The following is a 15,403-nucleotide window of genomic DNA, read 5'->3' as shown; positions in this document are numbered from 1 at the left end:
GAGTTTCTCGGCGGCATTGTGGATCTTGTCACCCAGGCCCATGATGAACCTCCTTAGTTATGTCGCCCCCGCGACGTGAATGCCATGGAGGCCACACTTAATTGTAGGGACGGAACCGTGGAAAGCGGGGGCCATTTGGTGCGGTCCGGGCCATTCCCGGCTCCGGGACAACAATCCAGGTCAGGCGGTCACGGTTCCAGAATACAAATGCCGCCAGCCGAAGTTATTCGGGCAGGGACCCTTGGCAGCGGTGGCAGTGCGCCGGCCGAAGCGGCGGTGTTAGTCGGCAAGAATGCGGTAGAGCGCGCGGCGGGTGTCATCGATTACCGTCATTGCGGCATTGCGTTGTTCCTCGGTTGCCGAGAAGCGGAATTGGTGGATGACTCCCATGAGTTTTCCGACGCTTTGGTGGAACGCCGGCCCGGATCCCTCCGGGTCGGTGTTCCAGGCGTTCCCCAGCTCCTCGGCGTGATCGGCCACGTAGGCCTTGCCCGCATCGGTGAGGGTGAACTCGGTGCGCCGGCCATCACCTGCGGGCGCAATGAGCTCTTCATCAACGAGCTGCTGGAGCGTCGGGTAGACGGACCCCGGGCTCGGACGCCAGGCGCCCGAGGTTTTTTCTGCAATGGTCTTGATCAGCCCGTAGCCGTTGGACGGTGATTCGGCCAAGAGGGAGAGAATCGCCGAACGAACATCGCCCCTGCTGGCCCGCCGCGACCCGCCGGGGCCAAAACCCGGTCCGAAGCCCGGTCCGAAGCCCGGTCCAAACCCGCGGCCCGGGCCGAAACCACCGTGTCCGTGGGGTCCGCGGCGGCTCCTGCCGCGCCCGAAACGTGCCTGGGCGGGTCCGCCGTCCGTGAATTTGTCGTCATGCATGCCTTTCATAGCGGCATCGACCTTTCTCAATCAGTTGTGATCAATGATGGTCGCCGATTGTTCGGCGATAATTAACGATATATCGGTGAGTATCGGCGGTCAAGAGTCGATTTACCCCGGCATCCGCTGACTCGCGGACGCTGCCAGCCGCTGCCGTACAGGTCACGGATACAGCAGGTCATCGAGCAGCCGTTGCACATGCTCGGGCCGTTCGATGTTCGCGAAGTGGCCGCAATGCGGGAGTGTCACCGTCTGGACGCGTGGGATTATCTCGGCCAGTCGGAGCAGGTCAGAGGGTGGTGTGAACACATCGCTGTCCCCGCGGATCGCCAGCACCGGACACAGAATGCCCCGCCACTGGCCAAAATCGTAGTGCGCCGCGGCCCGGGCTGCCGCGGAGAAACAGGCCGGCCGGGCGTCCTCGCCAAGCCCTCGAAGCACCCCCGCGGAGATGGATGCGGGTTCTGCAAAAAACGGGAACAACAGCGGCCGCATCACGGCGGTGGACCCGATTGCACGGACCAGCGCGGGCCCTGCCGGGGCGAGGGCTGCCGCGGCGCGCATGGCCAGCAGCATGCCCAGAAACATCGGGAACCGGAACAGGCTGCGCAGTGGCTTGCCGGCCGCTTCGGACACGCCGAAGGTGGTCGCCGAAATCGCGGTCACGCTGGCGGTCCGCCCGGGCCACGCCGCGGCGATGTGCAATGCCAGGAAGCCTCCCATGGAGTGGCCCACCAGGTTCCACCGCCGGTAGCCGAGCGAGGTCAAAGTACCGGTGACGGCGCGTGCCATCGCTTCGATGCTCAAATTCGCCATCCGGGCGTCCTGCGTGGACTCGCCCCAGCCCGGCAGGTCTATCAGCACCCGGTCATGTGCCGCTGCCGGGTGAAGAAGCTCCCGGAAGGACGTCCAGGAGCCCGCGGCGCCGTGGAGGTAGACATCCGCCGTCCCGGATACGGCGTGCGGGCCCCCGGTGCCTTCCTGGACATGCACCGTGCAGGGGCCCAGCTCCGTGGCAAGGGTGCGCCGCCGCAGCGTGGCAGCCCCCGTACTTGCGGTTTCCTGCTGAACACCCATGGTCACCTTCTGTTCGTGGTCTTTGAAGGTGATTCGGAGCGGCGGGGGTGCAGGACCGGACGCGAGGCTCGAGGCGGTGGAGGCCGGTGCGGATCAGGGCCTCCGAGGCCGCCGTTATCCGCGGCTCGGGGGAGGCGGTGGTCCGGCCGTCGCGGCCGGGCCGAACGTGGGGACCGTTGTCACGGAGCCCACGTTCGGGAGTGCGTGGCGGGTGGCGTGGTCGATTTCGTCGTGGATTGTGGCAAGTTCGCCCACGTCGGTGATCGTGGTCAGGGGGATGGAGACCTCGACGTGAAGCCGGTGGCCGGACCAGCGCAGCCGGGATGTTGCGCCCGCGGGGGCGTGGGCAGTGACAACCGCCGCCAGGCGTTCCGTAAGGTTCGGGTCCACGCCGTCCATCAGCCTGCGCCCGATGTCGCGAATGGTTCCCCAGAGGAGCACGGCGATGGCTGCGGAGATGAGCAGGCCCACGATCGGATCTGCAAGCGGAAATCCGAGCCATATGCCGATGACTCCGGCGACGACGGCCAGCGAGGTGAAGCCGTCGGTGCGGGCATGAATGCCATCGGCGACGAGCGCGGCGGACCCGATCCGCCGTCCCACGCGGATCCTGTAGATCGCGACTAGTTCGTTGCCGGCAAAGCCCACGAGCCCGGCGGCGAGCACCCAGCCCAGGTTCTGGACGGGTTGGGGTTCAAAGAAACGCCGGATGGATTCGACGGCGGCCACCACGGCGGAGAGCGCGATCATCGCCACGATGAACAGCCCTGCGAGGTCCTCGGCGCGGCCGAATCCGTAGGTGTACGTCCGGGTCGCGCGGCGGCGTCCGAGCAGAAAGGCGATCCACAGCGGAACGGCGGTCAGGGCATCGGAAAAATTGTGGACCGTGTCCGCCAGCAGTGCCACGGAGCCGCTGATGAGGACGATGACCAGCTGGAACAGCGACGTGGCCCCCAGTCCGAGCAGGGAGACCTTGACGGCGCGAATGCCCTGGGAACTTGTCTCCAGGACGGAGTCGATTGAGTCGGCCGAGTCATGGGAGTGGGGCACGAAGAGCTCCTGCAGCCAGCCCTTGAACCCGGTCGCGTGGACATGGCCGTGCGGGCCGTGGTCGTGGTGATGGGCGTCGTCGTGAGCATGTCCGTGCGGGTGCGGGTGGACATCGTGGCCGGGATGCATTGGCCGGTTCATGCGCCGGCCTCCCTTGTGAGGCTGTGCGGGGCTGTGCTGTGATGCGGGGCCGTGCCGAGGGTGTGTTCGGCCTGGTGGATGGCGTCGGCCACGAGCTGCCAGGCGTGCCCGTCCTGCAGGCGGTAGTAGACCTTAGTGCCTTCCTGGCGGGTGGCGACCATGCGCGCCAGCCGCATCTTGGCCAAATGCTGGGAGACCGCGGCCGCCGATTTCCCGGCCTTTTCGGCCAGTACGTTGACGGGCAGTTCACCGTGGCGCAGGGCCAGGATGAGCCTGACCCGGGTGGCGTCAGCCAGCATGGCAAACACCTCCACGGCCAGCTCGACGTACTGGCTGTCCGCGGTGAGCGTGCAAGCCTTGTTATCTGCATTCATACGCAGATACTTACATATAACCCCGCTCCACTCAAGACGGCCGACTCAACGGGATACCGTTAGTGGCCATCAGGACGATTCCGGTGCGTCCGGATTCCGAAGGCTCAGCTGCTTGGCGTGGAAGTCGAAATGAAGCGTGGGGTAGGCGTAGACATCGTTGAGTGTCATCAGCGGCGTGAAGAAGGGGTCCCACCTGTCAGGAAACGGCATTGACCTGGCAAGGGACTGCGGGTTCTCGTGTTCGAGCCGGCGGGAGAGCGCGGCGATGGTTCTATCCAGTTTCCGGCTCATCCTGCGCCTGTTGTAGACGCGGGCGGCGGCCCGGGAACCCCAGTAGTTCACCACATCAAAAGGACCGGTGCCCGCGTTGAGGACAGCAGCGAATGCCCGGCCCGCCGGGCGGGGGAGCCGGCTGACGACGTGGACCAGCGGAAGCAGGGCGCGGACCACCATGTAGCCGAAGACCATGTGGAAGAGCAGTTCCTCGTTGGTCCAGCGGGTGCCCGTACTTTTGCGGCCGAGGTCATTGGGCGCCGCGTCCTGCAGCAGGGCGTCGAGGTGGCGGCGGGCGCCGCTGTACCCGGCCAGGATTTCGTCCATCGTCGGCTCCACAATGTGCCCTTCGCCGTCTCACGCCTTCAGTCGTGCCCTTATTATGTCCCGTGTCTATCAGCCTCAGGGGCAGCGGGTCTCTTAGCTGGTTCTGGAGGGCCTGAGCTGCCGCACGCCTCCGGCAGCGGCGAGAATGGCGGCCGTGGCGGCTGCAGCGGTCATGGCGTACGCCATGACCGTGTATGTCCCGAGCCAGGCGGCCAGCACGGGTCCCGCCGCCGGGGCGACGGCCGTGACAGCTGTGAGCGGTGCCGCGAACAGTCCCTGCAAAGTGCCAAGATTCTGGGTTCCCCAGCGGTCAGCCATGATGGTGGCCTGCAGCAGTGTCTGGCACCCGCGGACCGCGCCGGCGAGCATACCCGCCGCGATCAGCGCCGGCATCGGGCCGGGCAGTGCCGCGAGCAGGAAGACGGCGCAGGCCGCCGTGCCGGCGATGACCTGCAGCCGGGCGCCGGACGGGATGGCTGCGAACAGCAGCCGGCCGCCGACCTGACCGGCGCCCACAAGACCGAGCCCGAGCGCGGCCGTGGCATAGTCGGCGCCTTTCTCTACGAGCAGCGGAATGATGTTCAGCGTCACGGTGTAGAGCCCGAGGCAGAGCAGGACCATCAGCGCCTGCAGACCCAGGAATTCCGGGCTTCGCCGCACGGCCCGCACCATCACCTGGTGGTCCGGGGCCGGGATTCCGGGGGCAGCCGGGGCCCAGTTCCGGTTCAGGTACCGGGCGTGCAGCGGCACGGAGATGATTCCCATGATCCCGGCGAGGATGAGGAAGGCGCCGCGCCAGCCGAACGCGGATATCAGGGCTGCGGTGAGCGGGGCGAAAATGGTGGATGCGAACCCGGCGACAAGGGTCAGGACGGTCAGAGGCCGTACCCGGGCGCGTCCGTACCAGCGGCTGATCACCGTGAAGGCCGGCTGGTACAGTACCGTGGCCTGCGCGGTCCCGGCGACGAGCCAGGCCGCAAAGAACACTGGCAGATTAGGGGCCAGTCCCACCGCGACCAGGGCCAGCACTCCGAGCAGGGATCCGCCGATCATCAGCGCACGCGGCCCGGTCCTGTCCAGCCTCCTGCCGACGGCGATCCCGGCCGCAGCGGAGACCAGCAGGCCGGCGGAAAAGGCTCCCGTCACTAGCGCCGGGTCCCAGCCGGTGTCCTCGCTGATGGGCCGGACCGCCGCGATCAACGAGTAGTAGAGCACGCCCCACCCGGTCGTCTGGGTGATACACAGCGCGGCCAGGCCGCCGCGCGGTGCACCCTCCGCGACCACTGTCCGGGACAACGCCGGGGCGGGCATGGCCTAGTCCCCGGTCAGCTCCGCATGCAGTTTCCGGACCCGGGCCTTGATGTCGTCCCGGACCAGGCGCATGCGTTCCATGCCTTCGATGCCGCGTTCGGAGGGCTCGTCCGTATCCCAGAACTCGAGCCGCTGGCCCTCGCGGGGCTCGACCTTAGCCTGGTTGCCCAAGACGATGACGACGTCGGCCGTGTCCAGGGCCTCGTCGGTGACGGGCTTGGGGTATTCGCCGGTGATGCCGATGCCGAGTTCATTCAGAGACTCCACGGCCTGGGGGTTCAGCGACTGACCGGGCTTGGTCCCGGCGGAGTGCACCGTGACGCTCCCATCGGCGAGATGGTTCATCAAACCTGCGGCGAGCTGGGACTTTCCGCCATTCTTGCTGCAGACGAACAGGACGCTGGGCGTTTTCGTGGTCTCGGTCATGCGTTTGATTCTTCCTTCTCTGGGCTGGGTTCGTGGAGCAGTGATACTGCCGGTTGATCTTCGCCGGAGCGTCCGTGGGACAGTCCGGTGGGGAAGCCGACGAGCACCGGCTCGGGAGCGGCGCAGCACGAGGACTCTGATGCGACGGCGACGGCCGCCGGAACGTCGCAGCTGGTGCCAGCGTCGGCGGAGCAGACACCGGTTTCGGGGAGTTCGAGCTGGACGGTGTCCGCGGCCTCGCGGTCGCCGGCCAGGGCGGCGGCGACGGAGCGGACCTGTTCGTAGCCGGTGGCGAGCAGGAAGGTTGGCGCACGGCCGTAGGACTTCATGCCGACGATGTAGAAGTCCTTGTCCGGGTGGGCCAGGAGCTTGGCGCCGTGCGGTGCAACAGTGCCGCAGGAGTGGAACTCCGGGTCGATGAGCGGGCCGAGCTCCACGGGTGCTTCGACGGCCGGGTCAAGGTTCAGGCGGAGCTCACGCAGGATGTCCAGGTCCGGGCGGAAGCCGGTGCAGGGGACGACGACGTCGGCCTCGAGGGTGCGTCCGTCAACGGATTCCACAGTCACGCCGGAATCCAAGGCTTTGAGGGAAGCAATGCCGAAGCCGGTATGCAGTTCGATGGTCCCGGCCTCGACGAGGCGGCGCAGGCGGGCACCGAGCTGGCCGCGTGCGGGCAGCCCGTCGGCGTCGCCGCCGCCGTAGACTTTCTCGGCGGACGCGCCGCGGACCGCCCAGAGGATCCGGGTGCCCGGTTCGTCCTTGGCCAGGTCCGCGAGACTGATCAGGGTGTTGGCGGCGGAGTGGCCGGCGCCGACGACCAGGACACGGCGTCCGGCGAAAGCGCCACGGTCACGGCCCGTGACGTCAGGGAGCGGCGAGGAGATCCGGTCTGCGGCGGAGTCCTCGCCGATGGCGGGAAGCCCGGAGGTCCCCAGCGGGTTGCGGGTGGACCAGGTACCGGAGGCGTCAATGACCCCGGCCACGGTGTGGTCGCGGGTTTCCCCGTCCTGGTGCTCGACGCGGACGACGAACGGTGTGATCTCGCGGTTACGGGTGTGGGTCTTGTCCATGCCTGTGCGGGTGACGGCGATGACTCTGGCTCCGGTCTGCAGCCGGGAGCTGATGGCCGGGAGCGCGGCCAGCGGAGCCAGGTATTGATCGATGAGTTCCCCGCCGTAGGGCAGCGCGGTGGGCCGGGGCGCCTCCCAGCCGGCGGCTTCGAGCAGGCGAACGGCGGCGGCATCGATGTTGAACCGCCACGGGGAGAACAGCCGGATGTGGCGCCACTGCTCGATCGTGGCGCCGGCGGAGGGGCCGGCTTCGAAGATCAGCGGTTCGAGTCCGCGTTCGATCAGGTGGGCCGCGGCGGCCAGGCCCACGGGGCCGGCGCCGATCACGGCAACGGGAAGGTTCTTCGCTGAATCCATTGGTGTCCTCTTTCATCCGTTGTGGTGTTGCGGTTGTTTTCGGTTGGCCCTGCCGGCCGGGGTTGGGCCGGCAGGCGCCGGGGTTGGGTTAGCAGCAGTCCTGATCCTCATCGTCGCAGCATCCGTCGCTGCAGCATCCGGTGTTCATTCAGCTCACCCCCTCTCCGTCCTGTGTCAGACGTGTGGTGCTGCCCCTTACTTGGCGGCAGGGGTCAGGGACTCGATCAGGTCCTCGATGCGGCCCTTGATCTCGTCGCGGATCGGGCGTACGGCTTCCACGCCCTGGCCTGCCGGATCCTCCAGGACCCAGTCTTCGTAGCGCTTGCCGGGGAAGTAGGGGCATTCGTCGCCGCAGCCCATCGTGATCACGACGTCGGATTCCTGCACGGCCTCGGTGGTGAGGATCTTCGGGATTTCGGCGGACATGTCGATGCCGAGCTCCGCCATGGCCTCGACCGCGGCCGGGTTGACCTTGTCGGCGGGCTGGGAGCCGGCGGAACGGACCTCGATCCGCCCCTCACCGAGGGTGGTCAGGAAGGCTGCGGCCATCTGGGAACGGCCGGCGTTGTGGACGCAAACGAACAGGACGGACGGCTTCTTGGCGGTTTCGGTGCTCACGGGGTTTCTCCTGGAATCAATGAGGTGAGTGGGCGATACAGTCTGGAGTCTTGCGCCCGGCTTGAAACTCTCAACCGAACATTGATGATGATCGATATAGAGAGTATCGGGCTATAGATTGATGAATGTCAATATTTGCTGTCGGTGGATTTCTGCGACGGACCTAGACGGCGGTTACGCGGGGTGCAAGGTCATTGATGCGGCGGGTGATGTCGTTGAACGCCATGTCGAAAGCTTCTTTGGTGCCCGGGCGCAGCGGGTCCGGCACGGACCAGTGGATTCCACCCAGTCCGGGCAGTTCCTCGTGGGCCTTGTCGCAGACGGTCACGATGAAGTCGCCCTCGTCTGCCACCTGGATCAGGGTGCGCGGGGGAAGGTCCGCAAGGTCCAGGCCATGACGGCGGGCGACGTCGATAGCGCCTTGGGCGATGCGGTCTGCGGGGTGCGTTCCCGCCGACGTCGAGGGAATTTCACTGACCTGCTGCCAGAGAGCGGCGGCCAGCTGGGACCTGGCGCTGTTTCGTGTGCAGACAAACAGGACGCGGCTCGCCCCGTGTTCGGCCCCCGGCACCAGGCCCTCCAGGGCGCCGGCAGCAAGCCGGATATAGCTGCGGCGCCTGTCGGCTTCGGAGCGGTGCCGGGTTGCCAGCCCGGCATCTTCCAGCGTGCGCAGATGGTGGGACAGCAGATTCGACGGCATCCCCAGCTCGGCCTGCAGCTCCGTCGGGGAGAAGTCCCCCAGGGTCAGCAGATCAACGATGCGCAGCCGCGCAGGATCGCCGAGGGCTGCGTGCTTGGCTACCCGCACCCGAAAGCCTTCTGCTGCCTCAATATTCATTGGTTCAATTTTGACTGACTTAGTTCTTTGGATCAAGCTGTTGCCATGACTTCCAACCAGCCGCCGCTGTGGCGCCGCGCCATCGCCGAATTGCTCGGTACCAGCCTGCTCGTGGCCATCGTCGTCGGCTCCGGGATCGCCGCGCAGCAGCTCTCACCCAGTGACGTTGGCCTGCAGCTGCTGCAGAACAGCACCGCCACAGTGCTGGGGCTGACGGTGCTGATCCTGATGCTCGGGCCTGTGAGCGGCGCGCATTTCAACCCCGTGGTCTCCCTCGCCGACTGGATCCTGGGCCGACGCGCCGGTAGCGGCTTGACCCTGCCGGAGCTGGGCACCTATGTGGTTGCCCAGACCGTGGGTGCGGTCAGCGGCAGTATGGTCGCGAACGCCATGTTTGAGGTGGGCACCTCCATCTCGTCCAAGGAGCGCGCAACGCCGGGGCATCTCCTGGGTGAAGTTGTCGCCACTGCGGGGCTGGTCCTGCTGATCTTCGCCTTGGCTGCCACCTCCCGCGGCGTCCTTGCCGCGCCGGCGGTGGGCGCCTACATCGGAGCCGCGTACTGGTTCACGTCCTCGACCTCGTTCGCGAATCCGGCAGTGACGGTGGGCCGCATCTTCAGCGACACCTTCGCCGGCATCGCACCGGCCTCAGTTCCCGGCTACGTTCTGGCGCAGCTGATCGGCGCAGCAATAGGAATTGGCCTTCTCCTCATCCTGTTCCCCTCCGCGGCCCGCACCGCGGACGGCGTCGTCCTGGCGCACAGTGCCGAAACCGCCCGCTCCTAGCCTTGGCCGGCGGCCGAACAATGCCGCCTCCACACAAAACAGATCTGCGCCGGGGACGCTTCCGACCCGAGCTTTTGCGCCCATACATTGATGTCTATCAATATCAGGGCATAATTGGTACATGAAGTTGTTGCCTGTACTCGAGCCGGCCACGGATGAATCCTGCTGCACCCCGGCAGGGCCCCCTGCCCTGGGTGCCGAGGAAGCCCAGCAGAGGGCCCTGGTTTTCAAGGCGCTGGCCGACCCGAACCGGCTCCGGCTGCTCTCCATCGTCAAGGCCGGCGAGTCAGGGGAGGCATGCGTCTGCGACCTCACCGAGCCGCTGGACCTGGGCCAGCCCACGGTCTCCCACCACCTGAAGGTCCTGGTCGAGGCCGGGCTGCTGCACCGTGAAAAGCGCGGCACGTGGGCCTACTACTCCCTGGTGCCCGGGGCGCTCGAGCAGACGGCCGGGCTCCTGGCGACGCTGTGACCGCGCAACAGTCCGCGGTGACGATCCGCTCCATGCGCGAGGACGACTGGCCGGCCGTCCGGGGAATCTACCGTGAAGGAATCGCCACCGGCCATGCCACCTTTGAGGCGGAAGTGCCGGACTGGGAACGCTTCACCAGTTCCCGGCTTCCCGCGCACCGCCTCGTCGCCGAGGCTCCCGAGGGCGGGATCCTTGGCTGGGCGGCTGTCTCCGCGGTGCCGGCGCGGCCCGTTTATGCCGGCGTGGTCGAACACTCCGTCTACGTCGCCGCGGAAGCCCGCGGCAAGGGAGTCGGGGCCGCGCTGCTTCAGGCCTTGGCCGCATCGACCGAACGGTGCGGGATCTGGACGATCCAGGCCAGTGTCTTCCCCGAAAACGAAGCAAGCCTGAAGCTCCACCTCGCGAACGGATTTGCCGTCGTCGGCCGGCGGAACCGCATTGCCCGCATGAGCTACGGCCCCAGCGAGGGGCAATGGCGGGATACGGTGCTGATCGAGCGGCGCTCCCCGGTCGTCTAGGACTCCGCCTCGCCAAACCGCTGGAAGGATGCGCTTTGCTGGGCAAGCCGGCGCATGGCCAGGAGTACCGGTTCCATCAGGAGTGTCCCAAGAACCACGTGCCTCATGGCGGCCTCGGCCGAATCCGTGGGGACACTTTCGACGTCGGCCGCCGCGATGTCCCGCATTGCTGCGGCGTAGCGGTCCAAGAGTGCGGCCGGCGCATCGAACCCGGCATCTGAGAGCCCGTGCAGGGCGTCCACCAGGGCGGCCTGAGTATCGCGGTCGCATGTCTCTGCGCCCCATCCCCAGCGGTCCAGGAGCCGCTGTGCCGGGGAGAGATCGACGTCGTCCGGTGCGGTCCGAGTGACCGCGTGGTGCGCAATTCCGAGCAGGTCGTGGCCTGACTCCGGCGGGTTCTCCAGGCCAAGCAGTACCTGGCGGGTGGCGCTGATGCTGAGCCCGGCGGTCCCAATGAGTGCCCGGATGAGCTTCAGCCGCCGAACATGCGAGTCGTCGTAGCGGGCCTGCGTCGCGGACGTCAGTACGCCCTCATGAAGCAATTTCTCCCGAAGGTAGTACTTGATGGTGGCCACCGGAATCTCAGTAGCAGCGGCCAGCTGTGAGATGCGCAAAGTTTCTCCTTGACTTGGATAGTCGCACTCGCCAATATTGGGGAGTAGCGGTATCCAGTTAGGAGAAAAGTATGGCACGCATCAATGCTGGACGTTTCACTCACCGCCATTCCGGTGATTTGGTGGTCTTCCTCATCGGCATGCGCATCAACAGGACCTGGCGTCCGGATCTCTGGCTGCCGGTGTTCCTTGCGATGCCCCGGATGCTGACCGAACTCTTCCGGGAGCCGGGGTCGGGCCTCCTTGGTTGCCGGTTTGCCCTCGGAGCCGGCGGCCCGGTCATTGTGCAGTACTGGGACTCGGTGGACAAGCTGTATGCCTACGCCAGCGCGCCCCAGTCCGAGCACAGACCCGCCTGGGCTGCCTTCAACCGCCAGGCAAGGAAGGCCCCAAAAGCTGTCGGCATCTGGCATGAGACCTTCCAGGTAAGCAGGGCCGAGAGCATGTATGTCTCTATGCCTACCGAAGGTCTCGCGCAGGCCACAGAGCTTCTGCCCGTGGGGCCCGGAAGCCATCAGGCGAAGGACCGGCTGTCCAGCCCGGGCTGAGATGCCCGGTGCCTTTCCAAGGGGAAATTCCGGATCAGGGTTCGGTCGGGGAGTCCGGCAGCGGGAGGCGGGCCGCGAGCCCCGAGAGCAGGATGGTTATCCCCTCATCCAGTTCGGCCATCCCGTCGTAGTCGGCGAGGACCGGGGCGAGGGCGCGGAGTCGGGGGAAGTCTTTCGGCGGCAGGCGGTGCAGGCCCAGCCGGAGAAGGGCCTCGTTTTCCTCGGGGTCGACGACGAATTCCTGCAGTTCGTTGAGGATGTGCCCGTAGAGGTATCCGTAGTAGGCGCGGTAGACGTGCAATGCGTCAACGGGGGCGAATCCGGCGTCGATCAGCAGGGACAGGATCTGCTCCAGCGGACGCAATGTTCCCAGCGGCCGCAGGCCCAGGGGCGTCGACAGGGGGCGGGTCACGAGGAGGGGCACGACGTTGGGGTGCCGGAGCGCCAGGAGCCGCAGGTCGTGGGCAATGCGCCGGAGCTGCGACTGCCAGTCGGGATCATCGGGAATGATGGCCAGTTCATCCAGCACGAGTTCTGAGACGCCGTCCAGCAGGGCTGCGCGGTTGGCGGCGTAGCGATACAGGCTCATGGGGTCCCGGCCGAGCTCCTGCCCGAGCCTGCGCATGGTGAGGGCGTCGAGTCCTTCGGCGTCCACCAGCGCCAGTGCCGTCGACAGGACAATCTCCCGGCTGAGGCGAGCTTTCTTGCCGGGAGCCGCAGGGGGCGCCGGGTGCTCTTCGGGCGACATGGTTTTCCGTTCGGGTCGATACAGAGTGGTTGCATTTCCGGGATGAAAAGCCGGTTGCTTAATGTGTAGTCTACGCCTACAGTCTACATTGTAGAGAAGTTGCATTGGCTGGTTTCCGCAGGATGTGGACTGCCAGCCCAGTAACGCTTTATCCCCGGATCTGCGGTGACGCAGCAGTGCGGGATCTTGCTTCATCGCCCCGTGCATGGCCTTGACGCTCAGCTGCTGTAGCCACACGGCGGCACAAAATGCACCGCGAAGAAACGAGCCACTCATGGCAACTTCCCAATACGACCAATTTCTGCAGGAAGCCACCACCCGGGACCCTGCATCCGACCACGCCCTGGGCCGGGACTGCCTTTACGGGCTCTACACCAGCTGGTGCTTCCTGCGCCAGACCGCGCCCCGCACCGAAGATGCCTTCTGGGCGGCAATGAAAGAAAAGCAGATCCATCCCAAGCGCAACGGCCTCCGCATGAAAGGACCAGCCGCGGCGGACTACATCCTGGCCAGCTACCCGGGCCTGGTCTGACCCGGATGACAATCACGTCAAGCACGTACTTGCCCCGGGATGCCCACCAGCCCCGAGGGCGCCGGCCTTGGTGTGCGACATGTGAGACCGACCGGCACCTGCTCCTGGACTCTGTCGCCACCTTGAATCCGCAGCAGGAAACCCTCGCGGCCGCCATCAGCTGCACCAACTGCGGCAGCTCGCATGTGGTAGCAACGACTGCGGCGTTTCTCGCAATCATCCCGGCGCGGAACGGGAACAGCGGCGGCGCCATGCACCGGGAGGACGCCTACCGCCACTGCCAGGAGCCGATGTCCGCAGTGGACCCCGAGCGGCGAAGTGCCCACCGGGCGGTTTCCACACACGCCGGGAGCCCGGATGTTCTGGGCGACTATCTTCGGACGCGCGTTCTCCGGTGCCGGTGCGGGTTCCAGATGGAAATACCCCGCCCGTGACAGGCAGCACCCTCCGGGGCCTGTATCCAACAAAGTATTAGGGGCACACCGTTTCCAACCACAGCACTGCCACCACCGGAGCTTCCGCGGCCCACAATCAACGACCCGCGCTGATGGACATGGATCTGTCCCCTCAGGGACTCGCGGATGCCCCGGCGAACGAAGTCGACCCGGACAGCCTCGTCTACACCGGCAACAGCTAAGGGGCTGCACCCATGGGCCCCTCCGGCCAGTACCCCGCGCCGGACCCGCATCGACGCACTTTCACCGGCCGCAGCCAGTATCGCTGAGGCCCACGTAGGAGAAAAACATGAAGATCCCTGACGCGCGCGGACCCATAAGCGGCGCCCTGTTCCGGCTTCTGGCCGACGGGACCGGAGCTGATTCCGCAGCCCAGGGCACGCTGCTCGATCTCACCGAGGGGCAGCTGGCACTCGCCGATGACCTCATCGACGACGGCGATGTGCAATTGACCCTGTTCTGCCTCTACGAGCTGCATTACGGCGGCCTGGACGGGGTGGACGACCGCTGGGAATGGAACCCCGGGCTGGTCACACTCCGGCAGCTGCTGGAGGAACCCTTCGAGCTGGCGCTGCGGTCTGCGGCCCGCTCGTCCGCCGGATCAGTCCAGCCTGCTCCTGCCGCCGGCCTGGACAGCGACGCGGTGGCGGACATTCTGTTCGGGCTCGCGGGCCAGGACGGTGGACCGGACATGTCCCGCCATGTGGCGAAGAAGGCCACCCTCGGGCAGCTCCGTGAATTCCTGGTCCACAAATCGATCTATCAGCTCAAGGAAGCCGATCCGCACACCTGGGCGATCCCGAGGCTGACCGGGCGGGCCAAGGCTGCACTGGTGGAGATCCAGGCTGACGAGTACGGCGGAGGCCGCCCGGACCGCATGCACAGCGCACTTTTCGCCCGGACCATGCGAGGGCTGGGGCTGGACGATGTCTACGGCGCTTATGTGGACGCCGTCCCGGCCATCTCCCTCGTCGCGGTCAACATGATGTCCCTTTTCGGGCTGAACCGCAGACTGCGGGGAGCCATCGCAGGGCATCTGGCGATTTATGAGATGACCTCCTCCCGGCCGAACCAGCAGTACGGCAACGGTTTCCGGCGTCTCGGACTCGGGGCCGATGTGACCGCGTACTTCGACGAGCATGTCGAAGCCGACGCCGTCCACGAACAAATCGCGGGCCGGGATCTCGCCGGAGGGCTCGTGGAGGCAGAACCGGACCTTTTTCCGGACGTCCTGTTCGGCGCGACGGCGGCGCTTGCCATCGACGCCCGGCTCAGCGCGCACATCATCGGGGCGTGGCAGAACGGCACGTCGTCGCTGAAGCCGCCCGTCCCCGCCGGGGTCTGACCCGGGCACGAACCCAGCCAGGGAGCATCTATGAACCAGAGCCCGCAAGAATCGTCCAACGACGCCGCCATTGTTATGTATCCCGACGGACCGATCCTGGTCCGCGGCGAGTTTGAGATCGTCACCCCGTCCGGGGGAGCAGTGCCGCGGACGCGCAAAACAGTGGCCCTGTGCCGCTGCGGCGCGTCCGCGATCAAACCCTACTGCGACGGCACCCACAAATTGATCGGGTTCCGGACCGAATTCCCCGCCACCCCGGGGACGAAAGAAGCGACGTGAGGCACCCGGGAATGGTTGGGGATCTGTGGCACCTATCGCCGGATTCGTGGCCCCCGGTGACCGGAGTACCAACGCTTTAGGCAGCCCGGTGCCTTACTCAAGGCGCCGGCGTCGGACTCAGCAGTGCTGGGCTGGGTGATGGACGGCCGCGGGGCAACGAACGGGTAAACGGCGGGCGACGTGAAAAAGAAAGCATATTTTTTAGGAAATATTTGACTGAATCTTAGAGTCGTGGCACGCGCGCGGAGAGATTGTGCAAGCGCTTACATCGACCGGGGTGTGAGCCGTTTTGGTGTCTGAAATGTGGTTTTGAATCCTCGCCGGCACTGTCTACGGTGATGAACGTCCAGGAGGTCAGCACCCTCCCG

The 15,403-nt window shown here is 66.3% G+C and carries 19 protein-coding genes; 7 read left to right on the top strand and 12 right to left on the bottom strand.

The genetic code is table 11. The features are described 5' to 3' along the window. Positions 1-279: 279 nt before the first annotated feature. The 10 genes from AC1D0A_RS07870 to AC1D0A_RS07825 form a co-directional block, all read right to left on the bottom strand. Positions 280-885, bottom strand: a complete 606-nt coding sequence (locus tag AC1D0A_RS07870; RefSeq protein WP_476945511.1) for a PadR family transcriptional regulator — start codon at positions 883-885, stop codon at positions 280-282. Between the two features lie 153 nt (positions 886-1,038). Beyond that, a complete protein-coding gene (locus AC1D0A_RS07865) occupies positions 1,039-1,953 on the bottom strand; it encodes an alpha/beta fold hydrolase (protein ID WP_476945510.1) in 915 nt (304 codons plus the stop codon). 114 nt (positions 1,954-2,067) lie between these two features. Continuing rightward, entirely contained in the window at positions 2,068-3,144 is a 1,077-nt protein-coding gene (locus AC1D0A_RS07860; protein ID WP_476945509.1) for a cation diffusion facilitator family transporter, read from the bottom strand. Further along, positions 3,141-3,518, bottom strand: coding sequence for an ArsR/SmtB family transcription factor (locus AC1D0A_RS07855; protein ID WP_243178223.1), 378 nt, complete (start codon positions 3,516-3,518; stop codon positions 3,141-3,143). The genes AC1D0A_RS07860 and AC1D0A_RS07855 overlap by 4 nt, the downstream gene beginning before the upstream one ends. A gap of 69 nt (positions 3,519-3,587) precedes the next feature. Next, positions 3,588-4,130: a DinB family protein gene (locus AC1D0A_RS07850; protein ID WP_476945508.1), complete on the bottom strand. Its 543-nt coding sequence runs from the start codon at positions 4,128-4,130 to the stop codon at positions 3,588-3,590. Between the two features lie 81 nt (positions 4,131-4,211). Then, the gene (locus tag AC1D0A_RS07845) at positions 4,212-5,429 is read right to left on the bottom strand and encodes an MFS transporter (RefSeq protein ID WP_243178225.1); all 1,218 of its coding nucleotides are present in this window, start codon (positions 5,427-5,429) and stop codon (positions 4,212-4,214) included. A gap of 3 nt (positions 5,430-5,432) precedes the next feature. Further along, a complete protein-coding gene (locus tag AC1D0A_RS07840) occupies positions 5,433-5,855 on the bottom strand; it encodes an arsenate-mycothiol transferase ArsC (protein WP_243178226.1) in 423 nt (140 codons plus the stop codon). Further along, positions 5,852-7,282 (bottom strand): FAD-dependent oxidoreductase, encoded by a 1,431-nt coding sequence (locus AC1D0A_RS07835; RefSeq protein ID WP_476945507.1) that lies wholly within the window; start codon positions 7,280-7,282, stop codon positions 5,852-5,854. The genes AC1D0A_RS07840 and AC1D0A_RS07835 overlap by 4 nt, the downstream gene beginning before the upstream one ends. 195 nt (positions 7,283-7,477) lie before the next feature. Beyond that, entirely contained in the window at positions 7,478-7,900 is a 423-nt protein-coding gene (locus tag AC1D0A_RS07830; protein ID WP_028278157.1) for an arsenate reductase ArsC, read from the bottom strand. 163 nt (positions 7,901-8,063) lie between these two features. Next, a complete protein-coding gene (locus tag AC1D0A_RS07825; RefSeq protein ID WP_243178229.1) occupies positions 8,064-8,738 on the bottom strand; it encodes an arsenate reductase/protein-tyrosine-phosphatase family protein in 675 nt (224 codons plus the stop codon). 45 nt (positions 8,739-8,783) lie between these two features. On the opposite strand from AC1D0A_RS07825, the gene AC1D0A_RS07820 reads away from it, so the two are divergent. From AC1D0A_RS07820 to AC1D0A_RS07810, 3 genes are all read left to right on the top strand, one after another. Continuing rightward, positions 8,784-9,524: an aquaporin gene (locus AC1D0A_RS07820; protein ID WP_476945506.1), complete on the top strand. Its 741-nt coding sequence runs from the start codon at positions 8,784-8,786 to the stop codon at positions 9,522-9,524. Positions 9,525-9,645: 121 nt separating this feature from the next. Then, positions 9,646-9,996, top strand: coding sequence for an ArsR/SmtB family transcription factor (locus AC1D0A_RS07815; RefSeq protein WP_459383543.1), 351 nt, complete (start codon positions 9,646-9,648; stop codon positions 9,994-9,996). A 32-nt stretch (positions 9,997-10,028) separates the two neighbouring features. Continuing rightward, positions 10,029-10,514: an N-acetyltransferase family protein gene (locus tag AC1D0A_RS07810; RefSeq protein WP_476945514.1), complete on the top strand. Its 486-nt coding sequence runs from the start codon at positions 10,029-10,031 to the stop codon at positions 10,512-10,514. On the opposite strand, the gene AC1D0A_RS07805 is transcribed toward AC1D0A_RS07810, so the two are convergent. Beyond that, positions 10,511-11,128 carry a MerR family transcriptional regulator gene (locus tag AC1D0A_RS07805; RefSeq protein WP_243178232.1) on the bottom strand — a complete coding sequence of 206 codons (618 nt, stop codon included), beginning with the start codon at positions 11,126-11,128 and terminating at the stop codon, positions 10,511-10,513. The genes AC1D0A_RS07810 and AC1D0A_RS07805 overlap by 4 nt on opposite strands. A 71-nt stretch (positions 11,129-11,199) precedes the next feature. On the opposite strand from AC1D0A_RS07805, the gene AC1D0A_RS07800 reads away from it, so the two are divergent. Then, positions 11,200-11,676 (top strand): DUF4188 domain-containing protein, encoded by a 477-nt coding sequence (locus AC1D0A_RS07800; RefSeq protein ID WP_476945505.1) that lies wholly within the window; start codon positions 11,200-11,202, stop codon positions 11,674-11,676. Between the two features lie 34 nt (positions 11,677-11,710). Here AC1D0A_RS07800 and AC1D0A_RS07795 read toward each other — a convergent pair whose 3' ends face one another. Beyond that, positions 11,711-12,424, bottom strand: coding sequence for a TetR/AcrR family transcriptional regulator C-terminal domain-containing protein (locus AC1D0A_RS07795; protein ID WP_028278150.1), 714 nt, complete (start codon positions 12,422-12,424; stop codon positions 11,711-11,713). Between the two features lie 274 nt (positions 12,425-12,698). Between AC1D0A_RS07795 and AC1D0A_RS07790 the strand changes: the two genes are divergently transcribed. From AC1D0A_RS07790 to AC1D0A_RS07780, 3 genes are all read left to right on the top strand, one after another. Further along, positions 12,699-12,956, top strand: a complete 258-nt coding sequence (locus tag AC1D0A_RS07790) for a hypothetical protein (RefSeq protein WP_243178235.1) — start codon at positions 12,699-12,701, stop codon at positions 12,954-12,956. A 744-nt stretch (positions 12,957-13,700) separates the two neighbouring features. Further along, on the top strand, positions 13,701-14,756 hold the full coding sequence (locus AC1D0A_RS07785) for an iron-containing redox enzyme family protein (protein ID WP_476945504.1): 1,056 nt from the start codon (positions 13,701-13,703) through the stop codon (positions 14,754-14,756). Between the two features lie 30 nt (positions 14,757-14,786). Beyond that, a complete protein-coding gene (locus tag AC1D0A_RS07780) occupies positions 14,787-15,035 on the top strand; it encodes a CDGSH iron-sulfur domain-containing protein (RefSeq protein WP_476945503.1) in 249 nt (82 codons plus the stop codon). Positions 15,036-15,403: the final 368 nt, after the last annotated feature.

It is taken from the genome of Arthrobacter sp. P1_D4 (assembly GCF_056406115.1).
The sequence above is the reverse complement of the archived record's forward strand: the minus strand, read 5'-3'. Positions and strand labels throughout refer to the sequence as shown.

Excerpts from the sequence above, each read along its gene's own strand:
- AC1D0A_RS07845 (WP_243178225.1), bottom strand. The coding sequence starts at position 5,429 with ATGCCCGCCCCGGCGTTGTCCCGGACAGTGGTCGCGGAGGGTGCACCG.
- AC1D0A_RS07860 (WP_476945509.1), bottom strand. The coding sequence starts at position 3,144 with ATGAACCGGCCAATGCATCCCGGCCACGATGTCCACCCGCACCCGCAC.
- AC1D0A_RS07840 (WP_243178226.1), bottom strand. The coding sequence starts at position 5,855 with ATGACCGAGACCACGAAAACGCCCAGCGTCCTGTTCGTCTGCAGCAAG.
- AC1D0A_RS07865 (WP_476945510.1), bottom strand. The coding sequence starts at position 1,953 with ATGGGTGTTCAGCAGGAAACCGCAAGTACGGGGGCTGCCACGCTGCGG.
- AC1D0A_RS07800 (WP_476945505.1), top strand. The coding sequence starts at position 11,200 with ATGGCACGCATCAATGCTGGACGTTTCACTCACCGCCATTCCGGTGAT.
- AC1D0A_RS07815 (WP_459383543.1), top strand. The coding sequence starts at position 9,646 with ATGAAGTTGTTGCCTGTACTCGAGCCGGCCACGGATGAATCCTGCTGC.
- AC1D0A_RS07855 (WP_243178223.1), bottom strand. The coding sequence starts at position 3,518 with ATGAATGCAGATAACAAGGCTTGCACGCTCACCGCGGACAGCCAGTAC.
- AC1D0A_RS07810 (WP_476945514.1), top strand. The coding sequence starts at position 10,029 with ATGCGCGAGGACGACTGGCCGGCCGTCCGGGGAATCTACCGTGAAGGA.
- AC1D0A_RS07835 (WP_476945507.1), bottom strand. The coding sequence starts at position 7,282 with ATGGATTCAGCGAAGAACCTTCCCGTTGCCGTGATCGGCGCCGGCCCC.
- AC1D0A_RS07820 (WP_476945506.1), top strand. The coding sequence starts at position 8,784 with ATGACTTCCAACCAGCCGCCGCTGTGGCGCCGCGCCATCGCCGAATTG.
- AC1D0A_RS07795 (WP_028278150.1), bottom strand. The coding sequence starts at position 12,424 with ATGTCGCCCGAAGAGCACCCGGCGCCCCCTGCGGCTCCCGGCAAGAAA.
- AC1D0A_RS07780 (WP_476945503.1), top strand. The coding sequence starts at position 14,787 with ATGAACCAGAGCCCGCAAGAATCGTCCAACGACGCCGCCATTGTTATG.
- AC1D0A_RS07825 (WP_243178229.1), bottom strand. The coding sequence starts at position 8,738 with ATGAATATTGAGGCAGCAGAAGGCTTTCGGGTGCGGGTAGCCAAGCAC.
- AC1D0A_RS07870 (WP_476945511.1), bottom strand. The coding sequence starts at position 885 with ATGAAAGGCATGCATGACGACAAATTCACGGACGGCGGACCCGCCCAG.
- AC1D0A_RS07790 (WP_243178235.1), top strand. The coding sequence starts at position 12,699 with ATGGCAACTTCCCAATACGACCAATTTCTGCAGGAAGCCACCACCCGG.
- AC1D0A_RS07785 (WP_476945504.1), top strand. The coding sequence starts at position 13,701 with ATGAAGATCCCTGACGCGCGCGGACCCATAAGCGGCGCCCTGTTCCGG.